Here is a 16,039-nt window from a genome sequence, read left to right as displayed (position 1 = left end):
ATGTAAAAGTATCTATATTCAAAGTAAGCATTGCTTAAGGTTAATCAAACGTGTGTTGCGATACAGCAACATCAAATTTTGGCCTTCTGTGTGCCACAATCAATTCACATTTCGGCTCTTTCTATTCCTCAATTGACCTCCACATTCGGTTTCAGCGGGCAGGGAACAAATGTGTCGCCAACCATGTTGTCGCGGCGAATTCCCGGCGCAGCAGTAAAAGGAGAAAATGTATGCGTACTCTCATCGCAACTCTGATGGCCTCGGCAGCCAGCTTCATCGCCATCTCTGCGGCCAATGCCGCTGATGCCGTCGAACAAGTTCCGCAGGCCCCGGTTGCAGTCGAAGAGCCGGCCCCGGCCGCCAGCTGGCAGGGTTTCTATCTCGGTGGTTATGGTCAGTATGACTGGGGTCGCTTCGGCAGCGGCGACCGTGACGGCCAGTTCGGCGGCGGTGCTTATACCGGCTACAACTTCCAGAGCGGTTCGATCGTCTACGGTCTCGAAGCAGACGTTGGTTACAACGGCACGAAGAGCACCACGGATGACGGCTTTGAAGGCAAGGCCGGCTGGAACGGCTCGGTTCGCGGCCGCGTCGGTTACGACCTCAACCCCTTCCTGATCTACGGTACGGCCGGTGTCGCCCTGCAGGACAACGAACTGCGCGACGCGACTTCGTCCGACAACAAGACCGCCGTCGGTTACACGGTCGGTGCGGGTGCCGAAGCCTTCGTCACCAACAACATCACCGCTCGTGTCGAATACCGTTACACGGATTTCGGTTCGGACAGCTACTCGCTCGATTCCGGTTCGGTTTCGAAGGGCTTCGACGATCACAGCGTCAAGGTAGGTATCGGCGTGAAGTTCTAATTTCGATAGCCTTAACAGGCTGGGGAAAGCCCGGGCTTCGGCCCGGGCTTTTTTGTTTCAGGCAGCCGATTTCATGGCGGTATAGGAAGCGAAGCGCTTGGTGAAGACGTCCGGCCAGGAGGCGAGCTCCGGCCGGCCTTCGGCCCATTGCCCGTTGAAGCGCAGATCGAGGTAACCGATCAACGCGGCCAGCGCGAAATGGCCGCCATGCAGCTTCTTGCCGGTTTTCGGCAGGTTGTTCTCCAGGTGATCGAGTCCGCGCACCACCTTGGCCCATTGTTTGTCGATCCACGGCTGGTGGACCTTGTCCTCGTCGCGCGAGCGACGCTCGTAGACGATCGCCAGCAGGCAATCCATCATGCCGTCGCAAAGCGCTTCCAGCACTTCCGCCTCGGTGCGCTTCGCGTCCTTCTTCGGATAGAGCTTGCCGCCCGACTGGCGATCGAGCCAGTGCATGATCGCGATGCTGTCGTAGATCGGCGGTTCGCCATCACGGATCAGGACCGGGATCTTGCCGAGCGGGTTGTTGCTCACGAGCTCCGGCGGGGCCGCGGTGGTGTCGGTCTTCACTTCAGTGATCTCGATGCCGAGATGGCGCGCCGCCATGCGCACCTTGGCCGAATAGGGCGAGGCCGGGGAATACAGCAGCTTCATGGTCTTGTCCTTCTCGATAGATGTCATCTTGCCGGCGGCAGGGTGATCTGGCTGATCCGGCAGCCGTCGCGATCGACCTCGGCGCAATCGCGGAATTGCAGGTCCTTGCTGAGGCAGATGCGCACTTCCTCCAGCTGCCGCCCTTCGCAACTCGTCGAAATGCCGCGCCGGCTCATGCCCGGATTGGCGGCGAGGAACTTCTCTTCGATCTGGTCGGCCGACAGCGTCAGGGCCGAGTCGCCGCGGGACAGATCGGCTGGCAGTTTGACCCGCGAAAAGGCCTCGCGCAGCTTGCCGAAATAATCACGCTGGCTGAGGCCGGTGCAGCTTCCGTGCTTGCGCCACTGATGGCCGATCAGCCCCATCGACGGCATGATGTCGAAGAGCGGTTGGCCGAGCGATTGCGGCACGCGGCCGGGTTCCTTCGTTTCGCAGAAATCCGGATAGCCTTTTTCGTATTGCGGCCACAGTCCGTGGACGATGAAACGGAAATCCTTGTCCGTGCTGCATTGCTGGTCGTTCTTGCCGCCGCTCTGCGAAGCGCAGAAGGTCGGCGACCAGGAAAGCGACAGGACGTAGAAATCGAACTGCCCCGCATGATCCTGCCGATTGTCCGATCGGCGCTCCTGGGCGGAGGCGGTGGACGCGAAAAGCGCGAGAAAAAGGAAAGCGATAAATCGGTTGGTCATCGGCCGGCCCCCTGCAATGCGCGGCACCATGGGCGGGAAGCCCCGCCCGGTCAAGACTCCGAATCGAGGTCGCTGTCGACGGTCTCGCCGGTCAGCCAGAAGGCGCGCTGCGAGGCGAACCGATCCTGCGCCAGGATGGTTTTCAAGGTCGGCAGAAGCGCGTGCAGCTCGTCCTTTAGCGTGAAGGGCGGGTTGACGATGATGAGGCCGGAGCCGGACAGCCCGGTCGTCTCGCGGTCGCTTTGGACGGTCAATTCGGCGCAGAGCATTTTCGGGATGTCCAGCGCCTTCAATTCGTCGTGGAAGGCCCTGAGCGGCGCACCCTTCTTGATCGGATACCACAGGCAGAAGGTGCCGCTCTGGAACCGGCGCCATGCGGTCGACAGGCCTTTCACCAGCCGCCTGTATTCGCCTTCTTCCTCGAAAGGCGGATCGACGAGCACGATTCCGCGCTTTTCCTTCGGCGGCAGATGGGCGCCGAGCGCCAGCCAGCCGTCGAGTTCGGTGGCGCGTACCTGGAAATCGCCTTCGAACAGATTGTGCAGGCGGTTGAAATCCTCCGGATGCAGTTCCATGGCCGACAACCGGTCCTGCGGGCGGAACAACATGCGGGCGAGTTTCGGCGAGCCGGGATAGAGTTTCAGCGCACCGGTCGGGTTCAATTCCCTGACCGCCGCCAGATAGGGCTCCAGCAGGTCCGCGACCTTTGCCGGCAGTTCCGCTTCCATCAGCCGGCCGATGCCGTCGCGCCATTCGCCGGTCTTCTGCGCCTCGTCCGAGGAAAGGTCGTAAAGCCCGATGCCGGCATGAGTGTCCAGTACGCGAAACGCCTTGTCCTTGTTCTGCGCATAGCGGATCAGCCGCGCAAGGATCGCGTGTTTGAGAACATCGGCAAAATTGCCCGCGTGATAGATGTGCCGGTAGTTCATCGTTGCTGGTGTCTCGCTTGAATTAAATTGATGCGCTGCAAATCACGCTTTTTGCGGACGTCAGCTTGCAATATAGAAAAGCCATGAACGTTGCGACCCCGATTACCGCGAAAACCCCAATCGCCCCAGAAAAGTCCGGCCACAATTCCGTCGGACACACCGTCTGTCCGCACGACTGTCCGTCGGCTTGCGCGCTCGACATCGATCTCACCGCCGACGGCCGGATCGGCCGGGTGCGAGGGGCGGCCGACAACAGCTATACGGCCGGCGTCATCTGCGCCAAGGTCGCCCGTTATTCCGAGCGGCTCTACCATCCCGGTCGGCTGATGCATCCCAAGCGCCGCGTGGGCGCCAAGGGCGAGGGGAACTGGCAGGAGGTTTCCTGGGAGGCCGCACTCGACGAGATCGCCGACGCTTTCGTCAAAGCGGAGGCAAAACACGGGTCGGAGGCGATCTGGCCCTATTTCTATGCCGGCACGATGGGCCAGGTACAGCGCGATTCGATCGAGCGGCTGCGGCATGCCAAAAAATACTCCGGCTTCTTCGGCACGATTTGCACCAACATGGCCTGGACTGGTTACGTGATGGGTACTGGCGCTCTGCGCGGCCCGGATCCGCGCGAGATGGCGAAGTCCGATTGCGTGGTGATCTGGGGCACCAACGCCGTCTCCACCCAAGTCAACGTCATGACCCATGCGGTGAAGGCCCGCAAGGAACGCGGCGCCAAGATCGTCGTCATCGACATCTACGACAATCCGACGATGAAACAGGCCGACATGGCGCTGACCGTGCGCCCCGGCACCGATGCGGCGCTTGCCTGCGCCGTGATGCACGTTGCCTTCCGCGACGGATATGCCGACCGGGACTACATGGCGCAATATGCCGACGATCCGGCTGGTCTCGAAGCGCATCTGAAGGCGAAGACGCCGGAATGGGCCTCAGCCATCACCGGCCTGTCGGTCGAAGAGATCGAGACCTTCGCCCGCCTCGTCGGCACGACCCAGAAAACCTTCTTCCGGCTCGGCTACGGTTTTGCCCGCCAGAGGAACGGCACGGTCGCCATGCATGCGGCGCTGTCGATCGCAACCGTGCTCGGCTGCTGGCAATACGAGGGCGGCGGCGCTTTTCACAACAACGGCGAGATCTTTAGGCTCAACAAGTCCGAACTGATGGGCACTGCCTATGCCGATCCCGACATCCGCCAGCTCGACCAGTCGCAGATCGGCCGGGTGCTGACCGGCGATGCCGAGGCGCTGCGTGACCGTGGGCCGGTGACGGCTATGCTGATCCAGAACACCAACCCGATGAACGTCGCGCCGGAACAGCGCCTCGTTCGCCAGGGCTTCTTGCGCGACGACCTGTTCGTCGCGGTACACGAGCAATTCATGACCGATACGGCCGAAGTCGCCGATATCGTGTTGCCGGCAACCATGTTCGTCGAGCATGACGACCTCTACCGCGCCGGCGGGCAGCAGCATATCCTGCTTGGGCCGAAGCTGGTTGAGCCGCCATCCACGGTGCGCACCAATCTCTTCGTCATCGAGGAGCTGGCCAAGCGCCTCGGCGTCGATCATTTTCCCGGTTTCGGCCTCGACGAGCGCCAGCATATCGACCGCATCCTGAAGGCCAGCCACTGGGGCGCCTACGAGGATATGGCGCGCGACAAATGGATCGACGCGCAGCCGGATTTCGAAACCGCCCATTACATCAAGGGGTTCGGTTATCCGGACGGCAAATTCCGCTTCAGGCCGGACTGGGCGAACGGCCCGTCGCCGGACAAGCCGCCGAAAAATGTCGGGCCGCTGGGACCGATCGCCGAACTGCCAGTCTTCCCCGACCAGGTCGACGTCATCGAGGTGGCGGACGAGGCGCATCCCTTCCGGCTGGCGACATCGCCGGCTCGCAGCTTCCTCAATTCCTCCTTCTCCGAGACGAAAAGCTCCTACCAGCGGGAAGGGCGGCCCGAAGTGATGATCGAGCCAACCGATGCGGAGCGCCTCGGCATCATCGACGGCGATATCGTCCGGCTCGGCAACGCCCGCGGTGAAATCCGCCTGCATGCGAGGCTCGTGGCCGGTGCAAGGCCGGGCGTGCTGATCGCCGAGGGGCTTTGGCCGAACCGCAAACATATCGACGGCGAGGGCATCAACGTGCTGACCGGTGCCGATGCCGTGGCGCCCTATGGCGGCGCGGCCTTCCACGACAACAAGGTATGGCTTCGCAAGGACGCAGCATGACCGAGCGGAATGATCGGGTGAAGCTCGTCAGCGAGAAGACATTGTCGGACGGCTGGACGCGGCTTTCGAGCTACGAACTCGACTATGCCGATCGCAGCGGCGAAACGCACCGCCTGCATCGCGAAATCTACCACAAGTCCGAGGCCGCCTGCATTCTTCTCCACGATGCTGGGCGCGACATGGTCGTGCTGGTGAAGCAGTTTCGGCTGCCCGCCTATCTCACCGGCAAGCCGGCATGGATGGTCGAAGTGCCGGCCGGACTGCTCGACGAGGATCACCCGGAGGAAGCGATCCGGCGCGAAGCGATGGAGGAAACCGGCTACCGCCTGCGGGATGTGCGGTTTGTCTTCAAGGCATTCATGTCGCCCGGCGCGATCACCGAACTCGTGCATTTCTTCCACGCGCCGGTCGACCTTTCCGACCGGGTGAACGGTGGTGGGGGTCTCGCCGAGGAGCACGAGGATATCGAGGTTCTCGAACTGCCACTCGACGAGGCGGTGGCGATGATCGGCAATGGCGAAATCATCGATGCGAAGACGATCATGATGCTGCAATGGGCGGTGATCAATCGGGCATCGTTCACCGGCTGATATCCGGGCGGTGCCGCCGCGCAGGCTGGAAACGCCGATCAGCGCGTTCGCCTGTTGTTTCAGACGCCGTATGATTGTGACTTGACCTTGTGCCGCGCCGATTTCACATGAATGTCACGAATGGCGGCTAAGCGCTGCCTCTTGATAATCATCCTTATATGGTCAGGAGAAAGCCATGTGGCTCGGCAATTTCGCCCTCGTTCTGCCGAACGAGGTGGTGAACTCAGGTTCTGTGCGGGTTGAAGATGGCGTGATCACCGAGATCCGCCCCGAACCGGTCGCCGGGGCCGTGATCGACGGCGGCGGGCGGCTGCTGATGCCGGGCTTTGTCGATCTGCATGGCGACATGATCGAGCGCGAGATCGCGCCGCGGCCGAACGCCCAGATGCCGATCGACTTCGGCATCCATGAACTGGACAAGAAACTCGCCGCGGCCGGTGTCACCACGGCCTATGCGGCTGTTTCCTTCGCCACCGAAAGCGTCTACGGCCATGTCCGCTCGCTGGAAACGACCTCGGCCGTCATCGAGGGTATCAACCGGCTGCGCGACAACCTGCTGATCGACCACCGCGTTCACGCGCGTTACGAGATCACCAATGTCGGCGCCGCGCCGGCGCTCGAACGGCTGCTGAAAGCCGACGAGATCGACATGGTATCGCTCACCGACCACACGCCGGGCCAGGGCCAGTACAACAACATCGCAGCCTATGTCGCCAGCATCTCCGAACGCCGGGCAATTTCCGAGGAAATGGCCGCCGAGATTGTTCAGAAGCGCATCGCCATGCGCAACAATCCGCAGATCGAGGTGAAACTGAAGGAGATCGTCTCCCTCGCCCTCAAGCATCGCCTGTCGCTCGCTTCCCATGACGACGACAGCATCGAGAAGGTGGCCGAGATGTACGATCTCGGCGTCACGATCAGCGAGTTCCCGGTGACGCTGCCAGCCGCCGAAGAGGCCCGCCGGCGCGGGCTCTGGACGCTGATGGGCGCGCCGAACGCGCTGCGTGGCAAGTCCATGTCCGGCAATCTGAGCGCCCTCGATGCTGCCAAGGCCGGTCTGTTGACGGTGATTGCCGCCGACTATCATCCGGCTGCTTTCGTGCCGGGCGTCTTCAAGCTGGCGGACGTGGCGCAAGGTGGCCTGCCGGCGGCCGTTGCGATGGCGACCGGCAATGCCGCCCGCTCCGCCGGCCTGACCGACCGCGGCGAGATCGCCATCGGCCAGCGCGCCGATCTGGTCGTGGTGGAAAAGGGCGACGTGCACCGCATCCGAGCCACCTTCCGCGCCGGCCGCTTCGTCTACAGCGACGGCACGCTGCACCCGCTCCGGGCACTGGCCGCGTAAGGCTGGATTCTATTCCTCCCAGGACTTCTGGTTCTTCGGCAACCTGCCTGTCGGGTCGATGACGTGGACTCGATGCGGCAGATCGACTCCCCAGTCCCACAGCACGAGATTGCTGACCGAGGTTGCGGCCCGGTGGGCGAAGGAGGGGACGAGGATGCCGGCATAAGTGCGGGAAAGAATGTCGTAAATTGCCCAGGAGTCCGGTCTCCTGCTGTCCGAGAGCGCGGACGCCCAGGCGGACGCCATGACATCAAGCGATATGCCAAGCGCTTTTTGCGAAGCCTCGTCCGTGAGGTCGGCGACGTCGTCGCAATCGATGTCGTAGGAGCAGATCGTCAACGGGTGGATCCTGTGCCCAAACCCTTGGCTTGCTTCGGTGATCGCACCCTCGATCGAAGTAGAGAGGTAGAGTGCCGGTACGCCCTTGGGATTGAAGCGGGCACCGCGGATGGCCGCACCTTCGCCGGATATCGGGCTGATCGCCCAGCGAGGATCATGGGCGCGATAGCAGATGCCCTGGAACCTCAAGCAAAGCCGCCGATCGCCAGGTGATCGAGGTAGTCGCGCAAGGCTGCCGCCTTGCCGCTCTTGACGATGCTCTCTGCTGTCCGGCCACCGAAGGCCGGAATGGGCTCGGCGCGATACCAGGCGAGGGCTTGCCTTTCGCTTCCTGCCCATTCGCTGACGCGGTGGATGATCTCCGCCATTTCACCGATCCGTGTGGTCGCTGCGGGAGACTGCGCACGTTCCTTGCGCTGGAGCGTGTTGGCGGAGAGCCCGGCCGTCTCAGCCAATTCGCGTTTCGAAATCCCAAGGCGGATAGAGACGGCTTCGGCTTCCATCGACGGCATCCCTAAATCGAGAACTCTCTGAGTTTTGCCAGCCATGTCCGGTCTCCTGTACGAAGATTGCGTACAGAATGTAGGACGTCGGGCGCTCCATGTCGAGTCCCGGCTCTACCTGCCCGCCGAGAAGATCCGCTGATCGGCGATATCGGTCTCAGTGCCGGGCGAGGTGATCGTCCGGCCACCTTCCATCCGCACCTTGCCTTCCGCCAGCAGCTTCAGCGCCAGCGGGTAAAGTCTGTGTTCGACGGTCAGCACGCGGCCGGCCAGGGTCTCGGGGGTGTCGTCGGCAAGCAGGGGGACGGCGCCTTGGGCGACGATCGGTCCTTCGTCCATGCCTTCGGTGACGAAATGCACGGTGCAGCCGGCAATCTTCACGCCGGCCTCGATGGCGCGTTCATGCGTATGGAGGCCCGGGAAGAGCGGCAGAAGGGCAGGGTGGATGTTGAGGATGCTGCCTTCGTAGCGGCTGATGAACTCGGCCGAGAAGAGCCGCATGTAGCCGGCGAGGCAGAGGATGTCCGGCTGGACCTCGTCGAGGGCCGCAAGGATCGCCGCCTCGTGTTCGGCCTTGCCGGCAAAACCCTTGCGTTCGAAGACGAAGGTTTTGATGCCGCGCGCCTGCGCCTTCTCGATGCCGCCCGCCGCCGGTTTGTCGGAGAAGACTGCGACGATTTCGGCGGGGAAATCCGGCGTGGCGCAGGCATCGGCAAGCGCCAGCATGTTGGAGCCGCCGCCGGAGATGAATACGGCGACGCGCTTTCTGCGCGCCGTTTCAGCCGCGGGTGCGCTCATAGGCCGAGCGTGCCCTGGTAGATCACGCCGGGGCCGCCTTCGGCGCGTTCGGCCATGCGGCCGAGCGGCACGACGATCTCGCCCTCACCGGTCAGGATATCGGCGACCGCCTGGGCGTTCTCGGGCGCGACCACGATGATCATGCCGATACCGCAGTTGAAGGTGCGCAGCATTTCCTTCGCCTCGACGCCGCCGGTTTTGGCGAGCCACGAGAAGACGGGCGGGACGGGAATGGAGTCGAGATCGATTTCGGCCGCCAGGTTCTTCGGCAGCACGCGCGGGATGTTTTCCGGGAAGCCGCCGCCGGTAATGTGGGCGAGCGCCTTCAGGGCGCCGGTCTCGCGGATCGCCTTCAGGAGCGGCTTCACGTAGATGCGGGTCGGCGTCAGAAGCGCCTCACCTAGAGTCATGCCCTCACGGAAGGGAGAGGGTGCGTCCCAGGCGAGGCCCGAAAGCGTCACGATCTTGCGGACCAGCGAAAAGCCGTTCGAATGAACGCCGGAGGAGGTGAGGCCGAGGATTACGTCGCCGGAAGCGATATCGCCGACCGGCAGAAGCTGGCCGCGCTCGGCGGCACCGACTGCAAAACCAGCCAGGTCGTAATCGCCGTCGGAATACATGCCGGGCATTTCGGCGGTCTCGCCGCCGATCAGCGCGCAGCCCGCCTCCCGGCAGCCGGCGGCAATGCCGGAGACGATTGCCGCACCCTGGTCCGGATCGAGCTTGCCGGTGGCGAAATAGTCGAGGAAAAGCAGCGGTTCGGCGCCCTGGACCACCAGGTCGTTGACGCACATGGCGACGAGGTCGATGCCGACCGTGTCGTGGAAGTCGGCGTCGATAGCGATCTTCAGCTTGGTGCCGACGCCGTCATTGGCGGCGACGAGGATCGGATCGGTGAAGCCCGCGGCCTTCAGATCGAAGAGGCCGCCGAAGCCGCCGATTTCGCCGTCTGCGCCGGGCCGGCGGGTCGAGCGCACTGCCGGCTTGATCTTCTCGACCATGAGGTTGCCCGCGTCGATATCGACGCCGGCATCGCTATAGGTGAGACCGTTCTTGCCCGCCTCGCTCATCGTTCATCTCCAATGATCGTTGTAGCGGCCCGCAATTGCACGACATCGCGCCGGATGCAAGCGTTGGACGCGGTTTTGAAGGCTTTTCACAGGTCTTGCTGCACCGCTTCCAAACCCTTGACCTGGGTTACGGGCTTCCCTATCCCTTTTTCGCCCGGGCAATTCAGAGGAAGCGGCGATGCCATATCATATCAGCGGCGCGAGCCTGAAGCGTTACATCTTCTTCTGGGTCGGCGTCCTCATCGTCTTCGTGGTATTTCTCTGGTTCTTCCGTTCGATCCTGCTGCCTTTCGTGGCCGGCATGGCGCTCGCCTACTTCCTCGATCCGGTGGCCGACTGGCTGGAAAGACGGGGCTTGAGCCGGCTGATGGCGACGGTGGTGATCCTCGTCTGTTTCGTGCTGGTCTTCGCCCTGTCGCTGATGCTGGTGATCCCGATCATCATCAACCAGTTCACCGAGTTCGCCGCCGCCCTGCCGGGCTATATTTCCCAGCTGCAGCAGATCATATCGAGCCCGGAAAGCTCGTTCCTGCCGCATTGGATCAGCGCCCAGATCGAGACGGTCAAGCAGAACTTCTCCGAAGTGTTGAGCCAGGGTGCCGGTTTCGTCGGCTCGCTGCTCGCCCAGATCTGGAATTCCGGCAAGGCGATCATCGACGTCGTATCGCTCTTGATCGTCACGCCTGTCGTCGCCTTCTATATCCTGCTCGACTGGGACCGGATGGTTGCCAAGGTGGATAGCTGGGTGCCGCGCGACCAGGTGGCGACGGTGCGCGAGATCGCCCGGGAAATGGATGAATCGGTCGCCGGTTTCATTCGCGGCCAAGGCTCGCTCTGCCTCATCCTCGGCATCTTCTATGCGGTCGGCCTGTCGGTCGTCGGCCTGAACTTCGGGCTGCTGATCGGCTTCATCGCCGGCATGATCAGTTTCGTTCCCTATATAGGTTCCTTGATCGGCCTGGTTCTCTCGGTCGGCGTGGCGCTGGTGCAGTTCTGGCCGGATTATCCATGGATCCTGGCGGTCGCCGGCGTTTTCTTCTTCGGCCAGTTCATCGAAGGCAATATCCTTCAGCCGAAGCTGGTCGGCGAAAGCGTCGGCCTGCATCCGGTCTGGCTGATGTTCGCCCTGTTTGCCTTCGGCGCCATATTCGGCTTCGTCGGCCTGCTGATCGCGGTACCGGCCGCCGCCGTGGTCGGCGTGCTTGTTCGTTTTGTGCTGTCGCGGTATCTTGACAGCGACATCTATTTCGGGCGAGCGGCGGAACTCCCCTGGGAAGAGGCCGAGCGGTCGCATGTGCTGGAACATGCCGAAAACGGCGCAGAGATAACTGGCCCAAATGACCCTCACGCGAATGACTCTCAGAAGAGCATTTGAAAGACCCATGACCGAGACGAGCGAGCGCGAGCGGCGCAGGCAAGAGCAGTTGCCGCTGCAATTCACCCATGATGCGGCGAGAACCCGGGACGACCTCCTGGTTTCCGAACGCCTGGCTGCGGCCGTGGCGATCGTCGACGAATGGCCGGCCTGGCCGTCGCCGGTCGTCGTGCTGGCGGGTCCGGTGGGGTCCGGAAAATCGCACCTGGCACACATCTGGCGGGAAAAGGCAGGAGCGGCCGAAATTCATCCCGTCGCCGGCTCGAATGCCGCGGCGGTCGCCGCATCGGGACCTGTCCTGTTCGAGGATGCCGAACGCCGCGGTTTCGACGAAACCGAACTTTTCCACGTCATCAACAGCGTGCGCGAGAACGGCCATAGCCTGCTGATGACCTCGCGCCTCTGGCCGGTCTCCTGGGGCGTCACACTGCCGGACCTCAAGTCCCGGCTGAAGGCGGCGACGGTCGTGGAGATCGGCGAGCCGGACGAGGACCTTTTGGCCCAGGTGATCGTAAAACTGTTCGCCGACCGCCAGCTTTATATCGACGACAAACTGGTGGGCTACATCGTCAACCGGATGGAACGGTCGCTCGGTGCGGCGCAGACGATCGTCGAGCGGCTGGACCGCCTGGCGCTGGCGCGCGGCACGAGGATAACCCGCCCGCTAGCCGCGGAAGTGCTGAACGATTTTGGGAATTCCGGAACCGGGGCGGGCGCCGACGATTGACTGTGACAATTCCCTCGTCAAACTGTAGTCGGCCCTGATGGTTGGCATGACCAAGGGTTAGCATTGGGATGGATGAGATGGATTCGATCACGACTGAAACGCGCGAACCTGGTCTGGAAGCGGCCAATACCGACTTCGACCTGATGACCAGTCCGGACAGGTTCATCAATCGTGAATTCTCCTGGCTGCAGTTCAACCGCCGCGTCCTCGAGGAAACGCTGAATACTGCCCATCCGCTTCTGGAGCGGGTCCGCTTCCTGTCAATCTCGGCGGCCAATCTCGACGAATTCTTCATGGTGCGCGTCGCCGGTCTCGAAGGCCAGGTGCGGCAGGGCATCGTCATCCGCAGCCCGGATGGCAAGACGCCGGCCGAACAGCTCGACAACATCCTGCAGGAGATCGACAACCTGCAGATGGAGCAGCAGGCCTCGCTCGCCGTGCTGCAGCAGTATCTCGCCAAGGAAGACATCCTGATCGTCAGGCCGGCGGCGCTGTCCGCCGAGGATCGCAACTGGCTGGCGAACTCCTTCGACGACGAACTTTTCCCGGTCCTGACGCCGCTGTCGATCGACCCGGCCCATCCGTTCCCGTTCATCCCCAACCTCGGCTTCTCGATGGGCCTGCAGCTGCACAGCAAGCACGGCAAGGAGCCGATGACCGGGCTCTTGCGCCTGCCGACTACGCTCGACCGCTTCATCCGCCTGCCGGACCTCAACAACGCGATCCGCTATATCACGCTGGAGGATGTGGTCGGCATGTTCACCGACCGGCTCTTCCCCGGTTACGAGGTGAAGGGAGCCGGCACGTTCCGCATCATCCGCGACAGCGATATCGAAGTCGAGGAAGAGGCCGAAGATCTGGTGCGCTTCTTCGAGACGGCGCTGAAGCGCCGGCGCCGCGGCAAGGTTATCCGCATCGAGACCGATTCGGAAATGCCGGCGTCGCTGCGCCAGTTCGTGGTGCAGGAACTCGGCGTGCCGGAAAACCGCGTCGCGGTCCTGCCGGGCCTTCTGGCGCTCAACACCATGTCGGAGATCACCAAGGCGCCGCGCGACGACCTGCGCTTTGAGACCCACAATGCCCGATTTCCCGAGCGAGTCCGCGAACACGCCGGCGACTGCCTCGCAGCCATCCGCGAAAAGGACATGGTGGTCCATCACCCTTACGAGTCCTTTGACGTGGTTGTGCAGTTTCTTCTGCAGGCGGCGCGCGACCCGGACGTGCTCGCCATCAAGCAGACGCTCTACCGCACCTCGAACGACAGCCCGATCGTCCGAGCGCTGATCGACGCGGCCGAGGCCGGCAAGTCGGTGACGGCGCTGGTCGAGCTGAAGGCCCGATTCGACGAAGAGGCGAACATCCGCTGGGCGCGAGATCTGGAGCGCGCCGGCGTGCAGGTCGTCTTCGGTTTCATCGAACTGAAGACCCATGCCAAGATGTCGATGGTGGTGCGCCGCGAGGACGGCAAGCTCAGGACCTATTGCCATCTCGGCACCGGCAACTACCACCCGATCACCGCCAAGATCTATACGGATCTGTCCTTCTTCACCTGCAACCCGAAGATCGCCCACGACATGGCGAACATCTTCAACTTCATCACCGGTTACGGCGAGCCGGCCGAAAGCATGAAGCTGGCGGTCTCGCCCTATACGCTCCGGCCGCGCATCCTGCGCCATATCGAGGAGGAGATCTGCCACGCCCAGGAAGGCAAGCCGGCGGCAATCTGGATGAAGATGAATTCGCTGGTCGATCCGGAGATCATCGATGCGCTCTATCGCGCCAGCCGCGCCGGCGTCGACATCGATCTCGTCGTGCGCGGCATCTGCTGCCTGCGCCCGCGGGTGGCCGGCCTCTCTGACAATATCCGCGTCAAGTCGATCGTCGGCCGCTTCCTGGAGCACAGCCGCATCTTCTGCTTCGGCAACGGTTTCGGCCTGCCGTCCGACAAGGCGCTCGTCTATATCGGCTCCGCCGACATGATGCCGCGCAACCTCGATCGCCGGGTCGAGACGCTGGTGCCGCTCCTCAATCCGACTGTGCACGAGCAGGTTTTATCCCAGATCATGCTCGGCAACCTGATTGACAACCAGCAGAGCTACGAGATATTGGCCGACGGCACGTCGCGGCGCATGGAAGTGCGCAAGGGCGAGGAACCTTTTAACGCGCAGCACTATTTCATGACCAATCCGAGCCTCTCGGGGCGCGGTGAAGCCCTGAAGTCGAGTGCTCCGAAACTTATCGCCGGCCTTGTGTCGGGACGCAAGAAATAGGCAATATGGTACGATCAGAAGCCCAGGGGCGCCTTCCGGGGATCGCTCCTGTCTCCGTCATCGACATCGGCTCGAACTCCGTCCGCGTCGTTATCTACGAAGGCCTTTCCCGCGCGCCGACCGTCCTCTTCAACGAGAAGGTGCTGTGCGGCCTCGGCAAGGGCCTGGGCTCGAACGGCCGCATGGACGACGAGGGTGTCGAACGCGCCCTGTTGTCGCTGAAGCGCTTCCGGGCGCTCTCCACTCAGGCGCAGGCAACCGAAGTCTACGTGCTGGCGACCGCTGCCGCCCGCGAAGCGTCGAACGGCCCGGATTTCATCCACAAGGCGGAAGAGATCCTCGGCCAGCAGGTTCAGCTCCTGTCCGGCGAGGAGGAGGCCCGGTATTCGGCGCTCGGCGTCATCAGCGGCTTCCATGATCCCGACGGCATTGCCGGCGACCTCGGCGGCGGCTCGCTGGAACTGATCGACATCAAGGGCAAGGAGTCCGGCAAGGGCATCACCCTGCCGCTCGGGGGGCTGCGACTGTCGGAATCCTCCGGCAATTCGCTTTCCAAGGCGCGCACCTTCGCCCGCAAGCAGGTGAACACGGCGCGGTTCCTGGAGAACGGTGCGGGCCGCACCTTCTATGCCGTCGGCGGCACCTGGCGTAACATCGCCAAGCTGCACATGGAAATGAGCAAGTATCCGTTGCACATGATGCAGGGCTACGAGCTGTCTCTTGAGGACATGCAGAAATTCCTCGACGAGGTGATTGCGGCCAAGGACAGCAAGGACCCCGCCTGGCAGGCCGTTTCGAAGAGCCGCCGTTCGCTGCTGCCCTTCGGTGCGATCGCCATGCAGGAAGTCCTGGCGGTGATGAAGCCCGCCAGGGTGAGCTTTTCGGCGCAGGGCGTTCGCGAAGGTTATCTCTATTCGCTGCTTTCCGACGAGGAGAAGGCAGGCGATCCGCTGCTGGTCGCCGCCGACCAGCTCGCAATCCTGCGCGCCCGATCGCCCGAACACGCCCGCGAGCTTGCCGACTGGACCGGCCGCATGGTGGCGGCCTTCGGGATCGTCGAGACGGAGGAGGAAAGCCGCTATCGCCAGGCCGCCTGCCTGCTTGCCGATATCAGCTGGCGTGCCCATCCGGATTATCGCGGCCTGCAGGCACTGAACCTGATCGCCCACTCCTCCTTCGTCGGCATCACCCATGCCGGGCGCGCCTATCTGGCGCTTGCCAATTACTACCGTTTCGAAGGCTTGCACGACGACGGTGCGACCGGGCCGCTGGCGACGATCGCCACGCCCCGGCTGCTCGATCTCGCAAAACTGCTCGGCGGTCTGCTCCGGGTCGTCTACCTCTTCTCGGCCTCTATGCCGGGCCTGGTGGACCACCTGAGCTTTCGCCCGTCCTCCGAGCCGGATCTCGACCTCGAATTCGTCGTCCCCTCCGCCTACCGCGATTTCGCCGGCGAGCGGCTGGACGGCCGCCTGCAACAGCTGGCGAGGCTGACGGGCAAACGGCTGGCGTTCCGGTTCGAGTAGGGCCGGGCGCGCGGGGGAGGGCAGGAGAGCGGCCGCTTTGCGGCAGGGCGGTGGAAATTGTCAGGTTGCGTCCAACAGTATTTTCTCGTCTATCCTCGCGAACCAACATTACTCGTACAAT

Annotated in this window: 15 protein-coding genes; 8 read left to right on the top strand and 7 right to left on the bottom strand. The window is 62.9% G+C overall.

Features of this window, described 5'->3' with window-relative positions; genetic code table 11:
* Positions 1-230: 230 nt before the first annotated feature.
* Positions 231-866: an outer membrane protein gene (locus C5L10_RS25455; RefSeq protein ID WP_105431937.1), complete on the top strand. Its 636-nt coding sequence runs from the start codon at positions 231-233 to the stop codon at positions 864-866.
* A 57-nt stretch (positions 867-923) separates the two neighbouring features.
* On the opposite strand, the gene C5L10_RS25450 is transcribed toward C5L10_RS25455, so the two are convergent.
* Genes C5L10_RS25450 through C5L10_RS25440 form a run of 3 tightly spaced genes read right to left on the bottom strand, consistent with a single transcriptional unit; the run spans position 924 to position 3,138 of the window.
* Complete coding sequence (locus C5L10_RS25450) at positions 924-1,520, bottom strand: glutathione S-transferase (protein ID WP_105431981.1); 597 nt, start codon at positions 1,518-1,520, stop codon at positions 924-926.
* 23 nt (positions 1,521-1,543) lie between these two features.
* A complete protein-coding gene (locus tag C5L10_RS25445; protein ID WP_105431980.1) occupies positions 1,544-2,209 on the bottom strand; it encodes a ribonuclease in 666 nt (221 codons plus the stop codon).
* A gap of 50 nt (positions 2,210-2,259) precedes the next feature.
* Positions 2,260-3,138, bottom strand: coding sequence for a 23S rRNA (adenine(2030)-N(6))-methyltransferase RlmJ (locus C5L10_RS25440; protein ID WP_105431936.1), 879 nt, complete (start codon positions 3,136-3,138; stop codon positions 2,260-2,262).
* Positions 3,139-3,221: 83 nt separating this feature from the next.
* On the opposite strand from C5L10_RS25440, the gene C5L10_RS25435 reads away from it, so the two are divergent.
* The 3 genes from C5L10_RS25435 to C5L10_RS25425 all read left to right on the top strand — a co-directional run bounded on the left by C5L10_RS25435 (position 3,222) and on the right by C5L10_RS25425 (position 7,310).
* Positions 3,222-5,375 (top strand): molybdopterin-dependent oxidoreductase, encoded by a 2,154-nt coding sequence (locus tag C5L10_RS25435; RefSeq protein ID WP_105431935.1) that lies wholly within the window; start codon positions 3,222-3,224, stop codon positions 5,373-5,375.
* Positions 5,372-5,965: an NUDIX domain-containing protein gene (locus C5L10_RS25430; protein WP_105431934.1), complete on the top strand. Its 594-nt coding sequence runs from the start codon at positions 5,372-5,374 to the stop codon at positions 5,963-5,965. The genes C5L10_RS25435 and C5L10_RS25430 overlap by 4 nt, the downstream gene beginning before the upstream one ends.
* 175 nt (positions 5,966-6,140) lie before the next feature.
* Positions 6,141-7,310, top strand: coding sequence for an alpha-D-ribose 1-methylphosphonate 5-triphosphate diphosphatase (locus C5L10_RS25425; protein WP_105431933.1), 1,170 nt, complete (start codon positions 6,141-6,143; stop codon positions 7,308-7,310).
* 9 nt (positions 7,311-7,319) lie between these two features.
* Here the strand turns inward: C5L10_RS25425 and C5L10_RS25420 are convergent, their stop codons facing one another.
* The 4 genes from C5L10_RS25420 to purM all read right to left on the bottom strand — a co-directional run bounded on the left by C5L10_RS25420 (position 7,320) and on the right by purM (position 10,020).
* Entirely contained in the window at positions 7,320-7,838 is a 519-nt protein-coding gene (locus tag C5L10_RS25420; RefSeq protein ID WP_105431932.1) for an RES family NAD+ phosphorylase, read from the bottom strand.
* A complete protein-coding gene (locus tag C5L10_RS25415) occupies positions 7,835-8,161 on the bottom strand; it encodes an antitoxin Xre/MbcA/ParS toxin-binding domain-containing protein (protein ID WP_172717179.1) in 327 nt (108 codons plus the stop codon). The genes C5L10_RS25420 and C5L10_RS25415 overlap by 4 nt, the downstream gene beginning before the upstream one ends.
* 105 nt (positions 8,162-8,266) lie before the next feature.
* Positions 8,267-8,950: a phosphoribosylglycinamide formyltransferase gene (gene purN / locus C5L10_RS25410; RefSeq protein WP_105431930.1), complete on the bottom strand. Its 684-nt coding sequence runs from the start codon at positions 8,948-8,950 to the stop codon at positions 8,267-8,269.
* The gene (gene purM, locus C5L10_RS25405; protein ID WP_046636502.1) at positions 8,947-10,020 is read right to left on the bottom strand and encodes a phosphoribosylformylglycinamidine cyclo-ligase; all 1,074 of its coding nucleotides are present in this window, start codon (positions 10,018-10,020) and stop codon (positions 8,947-8,949) included. The genes purN and purM overlap by 4 nt, the downstream gene beginning before the upstream one ends.
* A 178-nt stretch (positions 10,021-10,198) precedes the next feature.
* Here purM and C5L10_RS25400 point away from each other — a divergent pair, with 178 nt between their 5' ends.
* The 4 genes from C5L10_RS25400 to ppx all read left to right on the top strand — a co-directional run bounded on the left by C5L10_RS25400 (position 10,199) and on the right by ppx (position 15,918).
* Positions 10,199-11,395, top strand: coding sequence for an AI-2E family transporter (locus tag C5L10_RS25400; protein ID WP_105431929.1), 1,197 nt, complete (start codon positions 10,199-10,201; stop codon positions 11,393-11,395).
* Positions 11,396-11,402: 7 nt separating this feature from the next.
* Positions 11,403-12,122 carry a DnaA regulatory inactivator HdaA gene (gene hdaA, locus C5L10_RS25395; protein ID WP_105431928.1) on the top strand — a complete coding sequence of 240 codons (720 nt, stop codon included), beginning with the start codon at positions 11,403-11,405 and terminating at the stop codon, positions 12,120-12,122.
* Between the two features lie 68 nt (positions 12,123-12,190).
* Positions 12,191-14,392 carry an RNA degradosome polyphosphate kinase gene (locus tag C5L10_RS25390; RefSeq protein ID WP_371411987.1) on the top strand — a complete coding sequence of 734 codons (2,202 nt, stop codon included), beginning with the start codon at positions 12,191-12,193 and terminating at the stop codon, positions 14,390-14,392.
* Positions 14,393-14,397: 5 nt separating this feature from the next.
* The gene (gene ppx / locus C5L10_RS25385) at positions 14,398-15,918 is read left to right on the top strand and encodes an exopolyphosphatase (protein ID WP_105431927.1); all 1,521 of its coding nucleotides are present in this window, start codon (positions 14,398-14,400) and stop codon (positions 15,916-15,918) included.
* The last annotated feature ends 121 nt before the right edge of the window (positions 15,919-16,039 follow it).

The organism is Neorhizobium sp. T6_25 (assembly GCF_002968555.1).
Classification (GTDB): Bacteria; Pseudomonadota; Alphaproteobacteria; order Rhizobiales; family Rhizobiaceae; genus Neorhizobium.
This window is presented reverse-complemented; position numbering and strand designations above follow the sequence as displayed.

What these genes read in the sequence shown, in the direction of transcription:
- ppx (WP_105431927.1), top strand. Translation starts at nt 14,398, where the DNA reads ATGGTACGATCAGAAGCCCAGGGGCGCCTTCCGGGGATCGCTCCTGTC.
- C5L10_RS25445 (WP_105431980.1), bottom strand. Translation starts at nt 2,209, where the DNA reads ATGACCAACCGATTTATCGCTTTCCTTTTTCTCGCGCTTTTCGCGTCC.
- C5L10_RS25450 (WP_105431981.1), bottom strand. Translation starts at nt 1,520, where the DNA reads ATGAAGCTGCTGTATTCCCCGGCCTCGCCCTATTCGGCCAAGGTGCGC.
- C5L10_RS25415 (WP_172717179.1), bottom strand. Translation starts at nt 8,161, where the DNA reads ATGCCGTCGATGGAAGCCGAAGCCGTCTCTATCCGCCTTGGGATTTCG.
- C5L10_RS25400 (WP_105431929.1), top strand. Translation starts at nt 10,199, where the DNA reads ATGCCATATCATATCAGCGGCGCGAGCCTGAAGCGTTACATCTTCTTC.
- C5L10_RS25390 (WP_371411987.1), top strand. Translation starts at nt 12,191, where the DNA reads ATGGATGAGATGGATTCGATCACGACTGAAACGCGCGAACCTGGTCTG.
- hdaA (WP_105431928.1), top strand. Translation starts at nt 11,403, where the DNA reads ATGACCGAGACGAGCGAGCGCGAGCGGCGCAGGCAAGAGCAGTTGCCG.
- purN (WP_105431930.1), bottom strand. Translation starts at nt 8,950, where the DNA reads ATGAGCGCACCCGCGGCTGAAACGGCGCGCAGAAAGCGCGTCGCCGTA.
- C5L10_RS25440 (WP_105431936.1), bottom strand. Translation starts at nt 3,138, where the DNA reads ATGAACTACCGGCACATCTATCACGCGGGCAATTTTGCCGATGTTCTC.
- C5L10_RS25435 (WP_105431935.1), top strand. Translation starts at nt 3,222, where the DNA reads ATGAACGTTGCGACCCCGATTACCGCGAAAACCCCAATCGCCCCAGAA.
- C5L10_RS25430 (WP_105431934.1), top strand. Translation starts at nt 5,372, where the DNA reads ATGACCGAGCGGAATGATCGGGTGAAGCTCGTCAGCGAGAAGACATTG.
- C5L10_RS25425 (WP_105431933.1), top strand. Translation starts at nt 6,141, where the DNA reads ATGTGGCTCGGCAATTTCGCCCTCGTTCTGCCGAACGAGGTGGTGAAC.
- C5L10_RS25455 (WP_105431937.1), top strand. Translation starts at nt 231, where the DNA reads ATGCGTACTCTCATCGCAACTCTGATGGCCTCGGCAGCCAGCTTCATC.
- purM (WP_046636502.1), bottom strand. Translation starts at nt 10,020, where the DNA reads ATGAGCGAGGCGGGCAAGAACGGTCTCACCTATAGCGATGCCGGCGTC.